Annotated in this window: 11 protein-coding genes; 3 read left to right on the forward strand and 8 right to left on the reverse strand. The window is 65.8% G+C overall.

The genetic code is table 11. The features are described from left to right. The first annotated feature begins 255 nt into the window (after window positions 1-255). Together AC19YX_RS26040 and AC19YX_RS26045 are read left to right on the forward strand one after the other, a co-directional pair. Entirely contained in the window at window positions 256-1314 is a 1059-nt protein-coding gene (locus AC19YX_RS26040) for a Rieske 2Fe-2S domain-containing protein (protein ID WP_201131565.1), read from the forward strand. 113 nt (window positions 1315-1427) lie between these two features. Next, on the forward strand, window positions 1428-2378 hold the full coding sequence (locus AC19YX_RS26045; RefSeq protein ID WP_421549440.1) for a PDR/VanB family oxidoreductase: 951 nt from the start codon (window positions 1428-1430) through the stop codon (window positions 2376-2378). A 3-nt stretch (window positions 2379-2381) separates the two neighbouring features. Here AC19YX_RS26045 and AC19YX_RS26050 read toward each other — a convergent pair whose 3' ends face one another. The 6 genes from AC19YX_RS26050 to mdlC form a co-directional block, all read right to left on the reverse strand. Further along, on the reverse strand, window positions 2382-3095 hold the full coding sequence (locus AC19YX_RS26050) for a GntR family transcriptional regulator (RefSeq protein ID WP_078468608.1): 714 nt from the start codon (window positions 3093-3095) through the stop codon (window positions 2382-2384). A gap of 137 nt (window positions 3096-3232) precedes the next feature. Then, on the reverse strand, window positions 3233-4486 hold the full coding sequence (locus AC19YX_RS26055) for an OprD family porin (RefSeq protein ID WP_201131567.1): 1254 nt from the start codon (window positions 4484-4486) through the stop codon (window positions 3233-3235). Between the two features lie 118 nt (window positions 4487-4604). Further along, a complete protein-coding gene (locus tag AC19YX_RS26060) occupies window positions 4605-6080 on the reverse strand; it encodes an aldehyde dehydrogenase family protein (protein WP_201131568.1) in 1476 nt (491 codons plus the stop codon). Between the two features lie 43 nt (window positions 6081-6123). Beyond that, a complete protein-coding gene (locus AC19YX_RS26065) occupies window positions 6124-7059 on the reverse strand; it encodes a ketopantoate reductase family protein (protein WP_500607335.1) in 936 nt (311 codons plus the stop codon). Window positions 7060-7084: 25 nt separating this feature from the next. Next, the gene (locus AC19YX_RS26070; protein ID WP_078468604.1) at window positions 7085-8476 is read right to left on the reverse strand and encodes an MFS transporter; all 1392 of its coding nucleotides are present in this window, start codon (window positions 8474-8476) and stop codon (window positions 7085-7087) included. An 84-nt stretch (window positions 8477-8560) separates the two neighbouring features. After that, window positions 8561-10147, reverse strand: a complete 1587-nt coding sequence (mdlC, locus tag AC19YX_RS26075; protein WP_078468603.1) for a benzoylformate decarboxylase — start codon at window positions 10145-10147, stop codon at window positions 8561-8563. A gap of 126 nt (window positions 10148-10273) precedes the next feature. Here mdlC and AC19YX_RS26080 point away from each other — a divergent pair, with 126 nt between their 5' ends. After that, window positions 10274-11170 (forward strand): LysR family transcriptional regulator, encoded by an 897-nt coding sequence (locus AC19YX_RS26080; protein ID WP_078468602.1) that lies wholly within the window; start codon window positions 10274-10276, stop codon window positions 11168-11170. On the opposite strand, the gene AC19YX_RS26085 is transcribed toward AC19YX_RS26080, so the two are convergent. Then, on the reverse strand, window positions 11167-12495 hold the full coding sequence (locus tag AC19YX_RS26085; protein WP_500607336.1) for an MFS transporter: 1329 nt from the start codon (window positions 12493-12495) through the stop codon (window positions 11167-11169). The two genes, AC19YX_RS26080 and AC19YX_RS26085, sit on opposite strands and share 4 nt — an antisense overlap. A 1323-nt stretch (window positions 12496-13818) precedes the next feature. After that, window positions 13819-15597, reverse strand: a complete 1779-nt coding sequence (locus AC19YX_RS26090) for an acyl-CoA dehydrogenase family protein (protein ID WP_500607337.1) — start codon at window positions 15595-15597, stop codon at window positions 13819-13821. Window positions 15598-15622 lie beyond the last annotated feature (25 nt).

Below are 15622 nucleotides of genomic sequence, written 5' to 3' on the forward strand. Positions count from 1 at the left end.
GACCACGGCGGCAAATCCTGAACCGGCGGCCCTTTACAGTCGATTCGGACAAATTCGAAAAGCGCCTGAGGGTGGGGAACACCCATTTTAGCAGCGGTCAGAAGCACACCTCAGTGGATCCATTAACAACAGCCAAACGTCCGATAATCGCCCAATTAAACCCATGCACAGCCGGCACAGTGATTGACCAGACACTGGCCGCCGATCTTTAATGGATCCATTAAATAAAAACAAGCCGTAGCCTGGAGACCTCCCATGCACCCCAAAAACACCTGGTATGTTGCCTGCACCGCCGATGAAATCACCGACAAGCCCCTGGGCCGACAGATTTGCGGTGAAAAAATGGTTTTTTATCGCGGTCTGGAAGGACAGATCAGCGCGATCGAAGATTTCTGCCCCCATCGCGGCGCGCCACTGTCGCTGGGGTATGTCGAAAACGGCAACCTGGTGTGCGGCTACCACGGTCTGGTGATGGGCTGCGACGGCAAGACGGTGGCCATGCCCGGGCAGCGGGTACGCGGCTTTCCGTGCAACAAGACCTTTGCTGCGGTCGAGCGTTACGGTTTTATCTGGGTCTGGCCCGGTGACCAGGCCCAGGCCGACCCGGCGCTGATCCACCACCTGGAATGGGCGGTCAGCGACGACTGGGCCTACGGCGGCGGCCTGTTTCATATCGGTTGCGACTACCGCCTGATGATCGACAACCTGATGGACCTGACCCACGAAACCTACGTCCACGCCTCCAGCATCGGCCAGAAGGAAATCGACGAAGCGCCGCCGGTGACCACGGTCGAAGGCGATGAAGTGGTGACGGCGCGGCACATGGAAAACATCATGGCCCCGCCGTTCTGGCGCATGGCGCTGCGGGGCAACAACCTGGCCGACGACGTGCCGGTGGACCGCTGGCAGATCTGCCGCTTCACCCCGCCCAGCCACGTGCTGATCGAAGTCGGCGTGGCCCATGCCGGCAAGGGCGGCTACCACGCCGATCCGCAATACAAGGCATCGAGCATCGTCGTCGACTTCATCACCCCCGAGTCCGACACCTCGATCTGGTACTTCTGGGGCATGGCACGCAACTTCAACCCCCAGGACCAGGAGCTGACCGCGAGCATCCGCGAAGGCCAGGGCAAGATCTTCAGCGAAGACCTGGAGATGCTCGAACGCCAGCAGCAGAACCTGCTCGCGCACCCGACGCGCAACCTGCTCAAGCTCAATATCGATGCCGGCGGCGTGCAGTCGCGCCGAGTCCTGGAGCGCCTGATCGCCCAGGAACGCAGCGCCGAACCGCAGCTGATCGCCAGCGCCCAGTAAGCCCTGGGGCGCAGCCTTGCCCGCCGCGCCCGCGCACCCCTGCCTGCAGCGCCGCAGTGACGAATAAACAGAAGTGAGCCCCCTGCCTGGCGGCAACACTCCAAGGACCGAACATGATTGACGTGCTGGTGGTATCCCGCAACAACGAAGCCCTCGACATCTGCAGCTACGAGCTGGCCAGTGTCGACAACAGCCCCCTGCCCGCCTTCAGCGCCGGCGCCCATATCGACGTGCACCTGCCCGATGGCCTGGTGCGCCAGTACTCGCTGTGCAACCACCCTGAAGAACGCCATCGCTACCTGATCGGCGTGCTCAAGGACCCGGCCTCACGGGGCGGCTCGGCCAGCCTGCATGCCCAGGTCCAGGTCGGCAGCCGGTTGCGCATCAGCGAACCGCGCAACCTGTTCCCCCTGGTCCATGAAGCCAGGCGCAGCCTGCTGTTCGCCGGGGGCATCGGCATCACCCCGATCCTGTGCATGGCCGAACGCCTGGCCCACAGCGGCGCCGACTTCGAGCTGCATTACTGCGCCCGCGCCAGCGAGCGCGCGGCATTCGTCCAGCGCCTCAAGGATTCGCCGTTTGCCGAGCGGGTATTCCTGCATTTCGATGAGCAACCGCAGACTGCGCTCGACGCCGCCAAGGTCCTGGCCGGGCCGGCGGAGCATGTGCATCTGTACGTCTGCGGCCCCGGCGGTTTCATGCAATACGTGCTGGACAGCGCCCGCGCCCAGGGTTGGCGCGAAGAGTGCCTGCACCGCGAATACTTTGCCGCGGCGCCCGTGGACAGCAGCAACGATGGAGGTTTTTCGGTGAAGCTCGGCAGCACCGGCCAGGTCTATGAAATACCGGCCGATCGCAGCGTGGTGCAGGTGCTGCAAGCGCATGGGGTGGAGATTGCCATGTCCTGCGAACAGGGCATTTGCGGCACCTGCCTGACCCGAGTGCTGGAAGGTGTGCCGGAGCACCGCGATCTGTTTCTGACCGAGGAGGAACAGGCCCTCAACGACCAGTTCACCCCGTGCTGCTCACGCTCGAAAACCCCGCTGCTAGTGCTGGATATCTGAGCGTCACTGCGTCCGCAGAATGACTTTCATCCGCTCGTCGCTGGTGGCCGCGCCGAACACCTCGGCGTAGCGCAAGGTAGCGTTGGCGTGCTCGCGCATGATCGCCTCGGCCCGCGCACCCTGGCGATTGACCAGGGCATCGAACACCGAATGGTGCTGCATGTGGGCGTAATTGAAGCGCCGGTATTCGCGGCCCAGGTCATTGCGATCCACCGCCAGGGCGGTCACCGAAGCGAACGGCAGATGGTCGTTGCGCGCCAGGGCATCGGCGATGGCCGGGTTGTGGCTGCCTTCGACGATCACCTGGTGAAAGCGCATGTTGAGGTCGTGATAGGCCTCCAGGTCGTCTTCGGTGACATAGCCTTTGTCGAACAGCTGATCGCCCTGGGCCAGGCACAACTCCAAGGTCGCCCGCGCAGACTCAGACAGGCCGCGCTCGGCAGTCTGGCGCGCGGCCAAACCTTCCAGCACACCACGCACCTCGACCGCGCCGGCGATGTCGTCGGCACTCACCGAACGCACCTGGAACCCACGCCCGCCAAAACGCACCAGCAGGCCTTCCTGCTCCAGGGTGCGAAACGCCATGCGCACCGGCATCCGTGATACGCCGAACAGCTCGGCGGTGGGAATCTCCATCAACCGCTCACCCGCCGCCAACTCGCCCGAGGCGATCATCTTGCGCAGCGCAACCAGCACCATTTGACCGGGCTTACTCATCCAGGCACTTCCACAAAAGACGGGCCGCCATAGTAGCGCAAGCCTCGCGCCGGCGGCAGCAAGCGATCACCCGGCGTCCTGCAGCCGCTGCCGCCAGGCCCGAGCCTTCGGCAGCGGCAGCGGCAGCGGCTACAGAGTTAGAAGGACAACGGGTAGCTGACGATCAATCGAGTCTGGTCGAAATCGCTGTTGAAGCTGCGGCGGTTGGTGGCGTTGTTCAGGCGCAGGCTGAGGCTTTTCAGGCTGCCGCTCTGGAAGGTGTAGCCGACTTCGGTGTCGCGCTCCCATTCCTTGCCGTTGCTGCCGACCTTGGTCGTGGCATTCTCGCCATGGCCATAACGCACCATCGCCAGCAACCCGGGCACGCCCACGGCGGCGAAGTTGTAGTCGTAGCGCGCCTGCCACGAGCGCTCGTCGGCGTTGCTGAAGTTGCCGTTGAACATATCGTTGCCCAGGGTCCGGCCACTGCTGCCATAGACCGACATCCACGGGCTGTCGCCACTGACTTTCTGCAGGCCCAGGTACAGGGTGTGGCCACCGGTATTGGCCGAGAACAAGGCATAGGCGGTCCGGCTCTGCACCTCGCCGATGCGCGCGCGGCCGTCGTCCTTGTCGATGAAATACCCCAGGTTCGCCCCCAGCACCCACTCCCCCACCGGCTGCTTGTGCACGAGGTTGAAATAGCTTTGCTGGTAGATGTCTTCCAGCTGTGAATGCCAGGCGCCGATCAGGGTGCGCTGCTGATTGAAGCGATACTCGGCGCCGACATAGTTGAAGGCATCCGAGGTCACCCCCGGTGCGGCCCAGGCCGAGAGGTCCTGCATGTCCGACGAGTTGCGCAGGCTGACCGCCTTGTATTGCCCGGCCTGCAAGCCCAGGCCGCTGATCTCCCGCGAGTCGAGCATGGCCCCGCGAAAGGTCTGCGGCAGCAGGCGGCCGTCGTCGTAGCGCAGCAGCGGGATGTCCGGCAGCAATTCGCCGACCTTCAACTCCGTGGCCGAGATGCGCATCTTCGCCGCCACCCCGGCGCGCCCGAAGTTGTCCGCCGCCTTGCCATCATCATGCACCGGCAACAGCTCGGAACCGCTGACCGCGCGGCTGCTGTCGAGCTTGACGCCGAACATGCCGATGGCGTCCAGGCCAAACCCCACGGTGCCCGGGGTGTAGCCGGAACTGAACTTGAGAATGAAACCCTGGGCCCACTCCTCGACCTGGCTCTTGGGTGCACCCGAGTCACGAAAATCACGGTTGAAGTAGTAATTGCGCAGCAGCAGTTCAGTCTTGGCGTCTTCGAAAAAACCACCGTCTTCGGCTGCCAGTACCGGCAGGCACAGGCCCGAGGTCATGGCCGCCGCCAACAGCGAACGGGTGAAGGTCAATGGGGTGCTCATTCTTATTGTTCTCCGTTTTTCATGGGCGCAGCCGCTCCCCGGCAGGCCGGCGAAGGCCCGCCCGACAGGGCTGCAAAAAGGCCCGGCTGGACCGGGCTTGAATCAGTGGGCTAACGCATCAAAAGGGATACTGACGCGGCTGGTGTTGCACGCTGATCCAGTGATCGCGGGTGAACTCGTCGATGGCCCAGTCGCCGTTGAAGCGCCCCAGGCCCGAGTTCTTTTCCCCGCCGAAGGGCGCGTTGGCCTCATCGTTCACCGGGATGTCGTTGATATGGGTCATGCCCGCGCGGATCTGCCGGGCAAAGCCCACCGCACGCTCCAGGCTGGCGCTGAACACCGCGCTGGACAGCCCGAACTCACTGGCATTGGCCAACTCCAGGGCATGGGCTTCATCCCGCGCGCGCAGCAGCCCCACCAGCGGGCCGAAGATTTCGTTGCGCGCCAGGTCCATGTCCTGCGTGACCTCGCCATACACATGGGGCGCCAGCAGGTTGCCCTGGCCGCCGCCCTCGTACAGCGGCTCGGCACCCTCGGCCCGGGCCAGGCGGATTTTCTCCTGCAGGCCCTGCAACTGACGGGGGTTGATCACCGGGCCGATCACCGTGTCCTGCAGATTCGGATCACCGACCTTGAGCCCCTTGACCCGCTCCACGAAACGCTCGGCAAACGCCGGGTACAGGCTGTCGTCGATGATGATGCGGTTGACCGCCATGCAGATCTGCCCCTGGTGCAGGAACTTGCCAAACACCGCTGCATTCACCGCGTGCTCCAGGTCAGCGTCGGCCAGGACCACGAACGGGCTGTTGCCGCCCAGCTCCAGGGCCACGTGCTTGAGGTGCTCGCCGCCGCTGGCGATGCGGCCGATACCGCGCCCCACCGGGGTCGACCCGGTAAAGGTGATCAGCGACGGCACCGGGTGCTCGACAAAGGCATCGCCAATCTCGCTGCCGGCCCCCACCACCACGCTCAGCACCCCGGCCGGCAATCCGGCCTCTTCGAATATCCGTGCCAGCAACAGGCCGCCGCACACCGGGGTGTCGCTGGCCGGCTTGACCACCACCGCGTTGCCCAGGGCCAGGGCCGGGGCGATGGAGCGCTGGGTCAGGTGCAGCGGGAAGTTCCACGGGCTGATGACCCCCACCACCCCCAGGGCGCTGCGGTAGACCCGGCTTTCCTTGCCCGGCACATCGGACTCGACGATGCGCCCGTGGACCCGCGCCGGAAACGACGCCGACTCCAGGGCAATCGCCCGCGCCGCGCCCCATTCCAACTGGGCCTTGAGCCGGGTGCTGCCGGACTCGCGAATGATCCAGTCGATGATTTCCTCGCGGCGCCGGTCGAACACCGCCACCACCTGATGCAGCACCGCCGCCCGTGCCGACGGCCCGAGCGCTGCCCACTGCGGCTGGACTTCGGCAGCCTTGCGGTAGGCGGCGTCGAGGTCGGCGCGGTTGGCCTGGGGAATCTCCAGCAACAGCGAAGCGTCGTACGGGTTGCTCACCGCCAGGGTTTTACCCCCGGCGCCAGCGCGCCATTGGGCGGCAATGGGTTGCAGGTGCAGATCAGCGTAAACGGCTGGGGAATTGCTCATGTCACGTCTCCTGGAAACAGAATGGGTAAATTCGCTGCGGCGGTCATTCGTGCACGGCGCCCGAGGCTCGCGCCTCGATCAGCCGCACCAGCCCCAGCAGGGTGGCGGTATGGGGCACGGCGACGCCGGCCTGACGGGCCCGGGCCAGCACCTCGCCATTGATCGCGCCGATCTCGGTCGAGCGCCCGGCCAGCACGTCCTGCAACATCGACGGTTGGTGCGTGCGGTGATGGGCGATGGCATAGGCCACGCTCTCCAGGCAGCGCTGGGTATCAGTCGCGACCCCCGCCGACTGCGCGACCGCCAGCACCTCCAGCACGATCGCGCGCGCCAGTTCGACACCTTCAGAGGCACCATCCAACTGGCCCACGGTGCAGCCGGTCACTGCGCAGAGGCTGTTCAAGGCCGCATTGAAGGCGACCTTCTCCCAGATCGAGGTCCACACCTCGGGGTCCGGCGCGCAGTTCAAGCCCGCACCCTCGAGCACCGCCGCCACCTCGGCATTGGCCGGGCGTTCGACGCCATCCGCCGACCACACCCGGACCATGCCCTGGCCATGGGAGCGCACGTGGCCCGGGCCGACCATGTCCGCCGGCCAATTGGTCATGCCGATCAGCACCTGCTCCGGGGCGACGTGGCGGCACAGGGCTTCGGCGTTGCCCAGGCCGTTCTGCACGGTCAGCACCCGGGTCTGGGCGCCGATATGCCCGGCGATGCCGCGCAGCGCGCTGTCGGTGTGCTGGCTCTTGGTGAACACCAGCAACAGATCGGGCTGGCCCGGCGCCTGCTCCGGGCGGCAGGCGACCAGGCCGCTGACGCGCTGGTCGCCGTTGTCGGTCTCCAGGCGCAAACCCTCGCGGCGTATGGCGTGCAGGTGCGCGTCGTTGATGTCCAGCAGGGTGACCTGCTGCCCGCTCCGCGCCAGCAGGCCGCCGAACAGGGAGCCCATGGCCCCCGCCCCGAGAATGGAAATATTCATCGAACCTCCGTTTCAGAATGAGTGGTCATGGCCGGCCCGGCACTCGCCGGGGAATATGCCGGCGCACCAGCAACAGGGCGATCAGCGCCATCACCATCACCGAGCCCAGCAGCGTCAGGTAACCCCCGGCGCCGCCCTGGGTGATGATGGTGGCGCCGGCAAACGCACTGAGGATCGCCCCCATGCGCCCAAAGGCCAGGGCCGATGCGGTGCCGGTGGCACGCACGTTGGTGGGATAGATAAAGGCGCACAGCGCATACAGGGTCGACTGCACGGCGTTCACGAACAGGCCATGCACACCGAAGCCGAAGATCAGCAGGCTGGTGTTCTGATTGATGTCCACCCACTGCATGGCGAAGGCACTGACCGCGCCGCCCGCGCAGCAAATCACCAGCGGCCAGAACGAGCCCCAGCGGGTCATCGCCACGGCACACACCAGGGCCCCGATCACCCCGCCCAGGTTGTAGGCGGTCAGGCCCGAACCGGCGACCGAGGTCGGCAAGCCTTCGGCCATCAGCATGGTCGGCAACCAACTGAAGGCGCTGTAGACCGCGGTCAGGCACATGAAGAACGCCACCCAGACCAACACCGTGTCCCGCCCGTAACCGAGGGCAAACAAGGCGCGGAAGCCGTCGCGTTTTTCGCTGGCCTGCTCCAGGGCATCGGTGTAGCGCACGCCCTCGGCCATCGGCCGCCCCATGCGTCCCAGCAGGGTGTTCAACTCGCCCCAGCGCTGTGGCCGCCGCGCCAGGAAGCGTGGCGACTCCGGCAGCGCCGCCAGCAGCACAAACCCAAGCACGATGGGCAAGCTGCCACCGACGAAAAACAGCGTGCGCCAGCCATAGACCGGCAACACATGGGAGGCGAAAAACCCCGCCAGCATCCCGCCCAGGGGCACGCAGACAATGGTCGCGGTCACCGCCAGCGTGCGCCGGCGTGCCGGGGTGAATTCAGCGGTCACGGTGGTCGCGCTGGGCAGCGCGCCACCGATCCCCAGGCCGGCGACAAAACGCAGGATCGCCACCGTCAGCGCATCCGGCGCCAGGCCGATGGCGCAGGTCGCGGCGCCGAACACGAACACACTCATGATCACCGCCATGCGCCGCCCGAAACGGTCAGCGAACAGACCGGCGCAGGCGCTGCCGATGCCCATGCCGATCAGCCCGGCCGCCACCACCGGGGCAAAGGCCTCGCGGGTAACGCCCCACTCCTTGATCATCATCGGGATCGCGAACCCGATCAGTTGACCGTCGAAACCATCCAGCACGATGGACAGCGCCGCCAGCAGCACCACCAGCTTTTGCATCCGGGTAAAGGGGCCCTCATCGAGCAGGGACCCGATATCGGCATTGCCCGAACCGGCACGCGGCGACCGCGGCACGCTCGTCGTCACGTCAATGACCTCAGTCTTGTTCATAACCACCTCTTTTTTATTGTTGTTGTAGTGCCGCGCCGAGCGCGGCTGGCAACGCCGGGAACGAGCCCGGCGCGGGGTCTTGCCTCAGGGTTCGATGGTCAGCGTCGGCACCTCGATCAACACCGGGCGCTGGCCCGCCAGGGCTTCGCTGAAGGCTGCGGCAAACTCCCCGGCGGTGTTGGCCTGCAGCGAATGCACGCCGTAGCCCCGGCCGATGGCGCAGAAATCCAGGCCCGGTACATCCAGCCCCGGGGCGTCGCTGACCCCCAGCACGTCGGCGAACCAGCGCAAGGCGCCGTAGGTGCCGTTCTTGAGGATGATGAACACCACCGGAATCCCGTATTGCGCGGCGGTCCACAACGCGGTGATGCCGTAGTTGGCCGAGCCGTCGCCGATGATCGCCACCACCCGCCGCTCGGGCGTCGCCAGTTGCACGCCGACCGCGGCCGGCAGGCCGAAGCCCAGGCCACCGGCGGCCGGGAAGAAGTAACTGCCGGGCTCGCGCATCTCGACCCGCTGCCAGAAGGCACCGACGGTGGAGGTGGACTCCTTGACGTAGATCGTGTCCTTGGGCGCCAGTTGATCGATCAGGTCGAACACGGTTTCCGGGCGCAGCAGGCCGCCCTCCTCGACGATCGTCGCCGGCCGCGGCAAGGCCTCGGGCAGCGGCCGCTCGCTCTGGCGAACCACGCCCACCAGGGCTTCGAGGGTCAGGGCGATGTCCGCCACCAGGGCGTCGCCCATGGGCGCCCGTGCTGCTTCGCCGGGGTCGCAGGTGATGTGCACCAGCTCGGCGCCGGCCGGCAGGTAGGCGCCGGGAGCGAACTGGTGATAACGGAACACCGGGGCCCCCACCACCAGGATCAGATCATGCTCAGCCAGGCTGCGGCTGATGCCGGCGATCGCTGCCGGCAACACCCCACGGAAACAGGGGTGGCGGGTCGGGAACGGACAACGGGAAGCCGAGGGCGCAACCCAGGCCGGCATCCGCAGCTTTTCCGCGAGCTGCACCGCCAGACCGTTGCTGCGGCTGCCATCGACATCCGGCCCCAGCACCAGCACCGGGTTGCGCGCCGTCGACAGCCGCTCGCCCAGTTGCTGCAACTGCGCCGGCGACGGCAGGCCGGCGCTGAGCACCTGGCGGCGCGCCAGGTGCTCGACCCCGGCCGGGGCTTCACAGGCCCAATCGTCATAGGGAATCGACACATACACCGGCCCCCGTGGCGCCAGGCTGGCCATGTGGATCGCCTGGCTCAGGGTGCGCGGCACGTCCTGGGCCGAGGCCGGTTCGTGGCTCCACTTGACCAGGGGTTTGGGCAACTGCGCGGCATCGACATTGGCCAGCATCGCCTCGACGCCAATCATCGAGCGCACCTGCTGGCCGGCAGTGATCACCAGCGGGCTGTGGGAGTACCAGGCGTTGGTCAGCGCGCCCATGCCGTTGCCGGTGCCGGCGGCGGCATGCAGGTTGACGAAGGTGGGCTGGCCGGTGGCCAGGGCAAAGCCGTCGGCCATGCCCACCACCGCGCCTTCGTGCAGGCCGAGGATGTAGCGAAAGTCCTCGGGGAAGCCCTTGAGGAACGGCAGTTCATTGGAACCGGGATTGCCGAAAATGGTGGTCAGGCCTTGCTCGCGAAGAATGTCGTAGGACGCAGAGTGAACGGTTTTCATAGGGACCCTTGCCGCTGGTTTTTAGATTTTGAGTTACTCTTGCAGCCGCCACGCAATTGATCAAATCGATACTATCTCTATCTAAAATAAGAACGGTCTATATCCAGATCGACAGTCCGAGGCACCATGAGCCACATCGACCTGAACCTGATCCGCACCTTCGTCACCCTCTACGAAGCCCGCAGCGTGACCCTGGCCGCCGAGCGCCTGTTCGTCACCCAACCCTCGGTCAGCTACGGCCTGGCCCGCCTGCGCGAACTGCTCGACGACAAACTGTTCAGCCGCACCCGCGACGGCATCCAGCCGACCTTTGTCGCCGAACAGCTGTACCCCAATCTGCGGGACTGCCTGACCCGCATCGAAAGCGCGGTGCAAAGCACCCGCCAGTTCGACCCGGCCAGCACCGAACGGCGCTTTCGCATCGCCCTCTCCGACCTCGGCGAAATGGGCTTTCTGCCCTTGATCCTGGCGCGCCTGAACCGGGACGCGCCCCTGGCCGAAGTCGAGGTGCTGCCATTGCAGGTGGACCAGGTCGGCGAGTGGCTGGCCAGCGGCAAGATCGACGCCGCCATCTGCCGCCACCCGGTGCCCGGCACCCGCAGCCAGGTGCTGATGCACGAACGCTACGCCTGCCTGCTCAGCGCCAGCCACCCGCGCATCGGCCGGCACTTGAGCCTGGAGCAGTTCCTTGGCGAACGGCACGTCACCGTGACCCGCACCACCGGTCACGGCAGTGTTGAAGACGTGCTGAAAAACATGAACGTGGAGCGCCGGATCAGCCTGCATGTGCCGCACTTTTCAGTGCTGCCCAAGATCATCCCCGGCACCGACCTGCTGGCCGTGCTTCCGGCGCAGATCGCCCGCCTGTTCATTCACGAGGGCGGCCTGCAGATGCTTGAATTGCCGTTCCAGGTGGCCGAGTTCGATGTCTCGCTGCACTGGCACACCAACAGCGACAGCTCGGCCGCCCTGCGCTGGTTCTGCGCGACCATCGCCGAGGCGATCATCAGCGGCCAGGCCTAGGCAGCGACTGGCGCGGGGCTGGGTTGCGCCCCGGGCTTGAGCAGCAACAGGCACCCGGCAGCCAGAACAAACACGCTGGCGAACACCCCGTACAGGTGCAGCGGCTGCCAGCCGCCATCGAGCAGGAAGCCGGCCACGGTCGGCGACAGGATCGCGCCAATGCGCCCAATGCCGATGCCCCAACCCACCCCCGTGGCGCGCACCGAGGCGTCATACACCACCGGCGACAGCGCGTAGAGCCCGGCTACGCAGCCATTGGAAAACAGCCCGATCAACAACCCCAGGCCCAGGGCCGCGGCGATCGACGAGCCGCTGCCGACAAACAGCACCAGCAACCCGGCGGTGATCAGCATAAACAGCGACAGCACCCGGGTCAGGGGCCAGCGCGAGGCCAGGCCGCCGATCAGCGCCGCACCGAAGATCCCGCCGACGCTGAGCAGCACCCCGCCAGTGATCCCCTGTTGCGCCGAGAGCCCGGCAGCCACCAGCAGTTTCGGGGTCCAGCTCATGACGAAGTAGAAACCGAACATCACCAGGAAAAACAGCAGCCAGATCAGCAAGGTGGTGCGGCGCATGGCCGGGGCCAGCAACTGGCCGAAACCGCTGCGGGCCCCGGCCTCCTTGAGCACCGGCGCCGGCAGTTGGGTCAGCGGCGCCTGGTCCAGGCGCTGGGCCAGACGGTTGATGCGTGCCAGGGCATTGGCCGGGCGCCGCGCCAGCAGGAAGTCCAGGGATTCGGGCAGCCACAGCAGCACCAGCGGGATCATCAGCCAGGTCACCGCGCCGCCAAACAGGAACACCGAACGCCAGCCGAAATGGGTCAGCAACCACACCGCCAGCAGCCCGCCCAGGGTCGCGCCCAGGGCGTAACCGGTGGACTGCAGGCTCACCGACAACCCGCGCCAGCGCTTGCTTGAGTACTCACTGGCAATCACGTTGCTGCTGGCCAGGATGCCGCCGATGCCGAGCCCCGTGAGGCCGCGCAGCAGTGCCAGTTGCAACGGGGTCTGGCTCAAGGCCGAAAGCAGCATGCCCAGCCCCGACAGCGCCAGGCAGAACAGAATCAGCGGGCGCCGCCCAAAGCGGTCGGCCCAGGGCGCGATAAACAACGAACCGGCGGCCATGCCAAACAGCCCGGCACTCAGCAGAAAGCCGATTTGCGCGCCATTGAGCCCCCACTCGGCCGAGACCGAGGCCGCGGTAAAGGCCATCACCAGCACATCGAAGCCGTCGATCATGTTCAGCACAATGCAGATGCCGATGGCCAGGCATTGGAAGCGGCTCATGGGGCCGTTATCGACCCGCTGTTTCAGATCGAGGCTCATGGACGCACCTCCAGACCGGCCGCGACCCGAGGCGAAATAACAGGCAGACGTTTGCACACAGACAACAGGCGCACGCAACCCAGGCCGTTGCGCGCCATTGATAAGCCATTCATGACGAAACCCTTTTTGTAGTTTTTATCGCGGACGGTCAGGAGGGCTCCTGCCATCGCCAGGCCGCTAATAAAACCGTTAATGGATCCATTAACAAGAGTTGGGTTGAATGGAAAGGCCGGTCACAGGCACTTGAATCAGCCACAAAAAAACTTAATTTATATATAAATCAATCAGTTATGGATTTACGAGCGCACCTGCATTAACGGGCGATTATCGGCCATGGCTGCTGAGCCCCCAGTGGCCAGGGGGTCTATGCCTGGCGATGAATCCCGATATGCCGCGGGCGTTTGTGGCTAGGGAGCTTGCTCCCGCTGGGTGGCGCAGCCGCCCCAATGGCCAAAACCTCATTCCTACAGATAGATCGCGGACTCAGGTTTTGCGGCCGCTACGCGGCCGAGCGGGAGCAAGCTCCCTCACCACAGGGGGTCTATGCCTGGCGATGAATCCCGATATGTCGCGGGCTTTTGTGGCTAGGGAGCTTGCTCCCGCTGGGTGGCGTAGCCGCCCCAATGGCTGCAACTTCATTTCTACCGATCGATCGCGGGCTCTGGATTTGCGGCCGCTGCGCGGCCGAGCGGGAGCAAGCTCCCTCGCCACAGGGGGTTTATGCCTGGCGATGAATCTCGATATGCCGAGCGCTTTTGTGGCGAGCGAGCTTGCTCGCGCTGGGTGGCGTAGCCGCCCCAATGGCCAAAACCTCATTCCTACAGATAGATCGCGGACCCAGGTTTTGCGGCCGCTGCGCGGCCGAGCGGGAGCAAGCTCCCTCACCACAGGGTTACGCACCACGGCAGCGGCTCCAGGAAACCAGGCCGGCCGGAGGGCCGCCTCGCTCTTGATTTTGATCTGGGCGCCCCGTTAAACCACGCTGGCCGAGCGCAGGCAGTGAGCCGTGGGCAACCCGGCAGGACGCCGGGTTAGCCGCGCTGGGCCAAGGATGGCCCATCGCGGCGACCCACGGATCAATGCCGGAGTGAGGGCATGCCGAGCCTAAGCGAGGCACCGAGTGGTTGGGCAAGAGCGCTTTGGTTACTTTCGCGCTTTTCGAAAGTGACCCGCCGTAAGGGCGGAACCTATATCCACTACCCCCGCAACAACGGATATGTCCCCCCAAGAATCCGAGGCGGCAGGTTTTAGGGCCGCTACGCGACCCAGCGGGAGCAAGCTCCCTCACCACAGTAAAAGTGGCGCCCAATGGATCCAATAGCCTCAGATAAACGCCAACGCCGCCCGCGCCCCACGCACAGCCGTTATCCGCTGCTCCGCCTGGGGCAAGAGGTAGCTGAAAAAGAACCCAGCCGTCTCCAGCTTAGCCACGCGCAACGGATCGCTTTCAGGCAAACCCCGCGAGACCCGCGCTGCCCGAGCCCAGGCCAATGCCAACAAACTCAAGCCGCACAGCTGAAGAAAATCCCCAGCTGCGCGATACGGATATTCGACATCCTCCAACGCCCATTCACACACCTCGTCCACCAACCCTTCAAGCGCCTGACCCAAGCTGGCCAACTGCCCGGCAAAGCCAGCGCACTCGGCCACAGTGGCACCCTGCCCGGCTTCGGCATGCAGTTGCGCCAGCAACAGGCCGAACGCCTGCCCCCGATCCCCCAGCACCTTGCGCAGCAGCAGGTCGTTGGCCTGAATCTCGTTGCTACCTTCGTAGATCATGGCGATGCGGCTGTCGCGCAGGGTCTGCTCGATGGCGAACTCGGTGACATAGCCGTAGCCGCCGAAGACCTGCAAGGCGTTACTGGCCTGGCGAAAGCCCTGCTCGGTGAAGTAGGCCTTGATGATCGGCGTCAGCAGTTGCGCCAGCTGTTCGGCCTGCTGCCGGGCCAGGGGATCGGGGTGCTGCTCGGCCTGGTCCAGCAGGTGCGCGGCCCAGTAACCGATGGCGCGCAGGCCTTCGCTGGTGGCGCGCAATTCCAGCAGGACGCGGCGCATGGCCGGGTGATAGCGGATCGGGTCGGCGGCCTGGGCGGCAACGCCGGCGGGCCGCAGCGGCGCCCGCATCTGCTGGCGTTCGCCGGCGTAGTCGCGAGCGTTCTGCCAGGCCGCTTCGACATGCCCCAGGCCTTGCAGGCCCACGTGCAGCCGCGCCGAATTCATCATCACGAACATCGCCGCCAGGCCGCGATTAGCCTCCCCCACCAGCCACCCTTGAGCCGCCTCGAACACCAGGGAACAGGTGGCGCTGCCCTTGATCCCCATCTTGTGTTCGATACCGTCGCAGCACACGCCGTTGCCCTCGCCTCTGCCCTCGCTGCTGCGCTCGCCCTGTTCCAGGTATTTGGGCACCAGGAACAGCGATATGCCCCGGCTGCCCTCGGGTGCGCCCGGCAGCCGGGCCAGCACCAGGTGCAGGATGTTGTCGGTGAGGTCGTGCTCGCCGCCGGAGATAAACAACTTGCTGCCACTCAGGCGATAACTGCCGTCGGCCTGGGGTTCGGCACGACAGCGCAACAGGCCGACATCACTGCCGGCCTGGGGCTCGGTCAGGCACATGGTGGGCAGGCTCTCGCCGCTGATGATCCCCGGCAGGTAACGCTCCTGCAGCCAGGTCTCGCCGTGGGTCTTGAGACACAGGTAGGCGCCGTGGGCGATGCCGGTGTACATGGCCCAGGCATGGTTGCTGGCGTAGAGCATCTCTTGCAGCGCGGCGTCCAGCAGCTGCGGCAGGCCCTGGCCACCCAGGGCTTCGGCGCAGGCCAGGGCCGGCCAGCCCCCCTCGACATAGGCCCGATAGGCCTCGGCAAAACCGTCCGGGGTGCTGACCTGCCCGTCCGCCCACTGGCAGCCCTGGCGATCGCCGCTGGCGTTCAGCGGGGCCAGCACGCCCTGACTGAAACGCGCGGCCTGTTCCAGCACCTGCACCGCCAGGGGCAGGTCCAGCGCTTCGAACGCCGGGCTGTGGCGCCACGCCTCGGGCGCCTCCAGCCAGTGTTCAAGGACAAATTGCATATCGCGCAGGGGCGCCTGGTAGCTCCACATGGGGACACCTCATCGGGTAGAAAAA

Source organism: Pseudomonas sp. MF09150 (assembly GCF_059862355.1).

Coding starts and splice junctions, on each gene's coding strand:
- AC19YX_RS26040 (WP_201131565.1), top strand. CDS start 256: ATGCACCCCAAAAACACCTGGTATGTTGCCTGCACCGCCGATGAAATC.
- AC19YX_RS26045 (WP_421549440.1), top strand. CDS start 1,428: ATGATTGACGTGCTGGTGGTATCCCGCAACAACGAAGCCCTCGACATC.
- AC19YX_RS26050 (WP_078468608.1), bottom strand. CDS start 3,095: ATGAGTAAGCCCGGTCAAATGGTGCTGGTTGCGCTGCGCAAGATGATC.
- AC19YX_RS26055 (WP_201131567.1), bottom strand. CDS start 4,486: ATGAGCACCCCATTGACCTTCACCCGTTCGCTGTTGGCGGCGGCCATG.
- AC19YX_RS26060 (WP_201131568.1), bottom strand. CDS start 6,080: ATGAGCAATTCCCCAGCCGTTTACGCTGATCTGCACCTGCAACCCATT.
- AC19YX_RS26065 (WP_500607335.1), bottom strand. CDS start 7,059: ATGAATATTTCCATTCTCGGGGCGGGGGCCATGGGCTCCCTGTTCGGC.
- AC19YX_RS26070 (WP_078468604.1), bottom strand. CDS start 8,476: ATGAACAAGACTGAGGTCATTGACGTGACGACGAGCGTGCCGCGGTCG.
- mdlC (WP_078468603.1), bottom strand. CDS start 10,147: ATGAAAACCGTTCACTCTGCGTCCTACGACATTCTTCGCGAGCAAGGC.
- AC19YX_RS26080 (WP_078468602.1), top strand. CDS start 10,274: ATGAGCCACATCGACCTGAACCTGATCCGCACCTTCGTCACCCTCTAC.
- AC19YX_RS26085 (WP_500607336.1), bottom strand. CDS start 12,495: ATGAGCCTCGATCTGAAACAGCGGGTCGATAACGGCCCCATGAGCCGC.
- AC19YX_RS26090 (WP_500607337.1), bottom strand. CDS start 15,597: ATGTGGAGCTACCAGGCGCCCCTGCGCGATATGCAATTTGTCCTTGAA.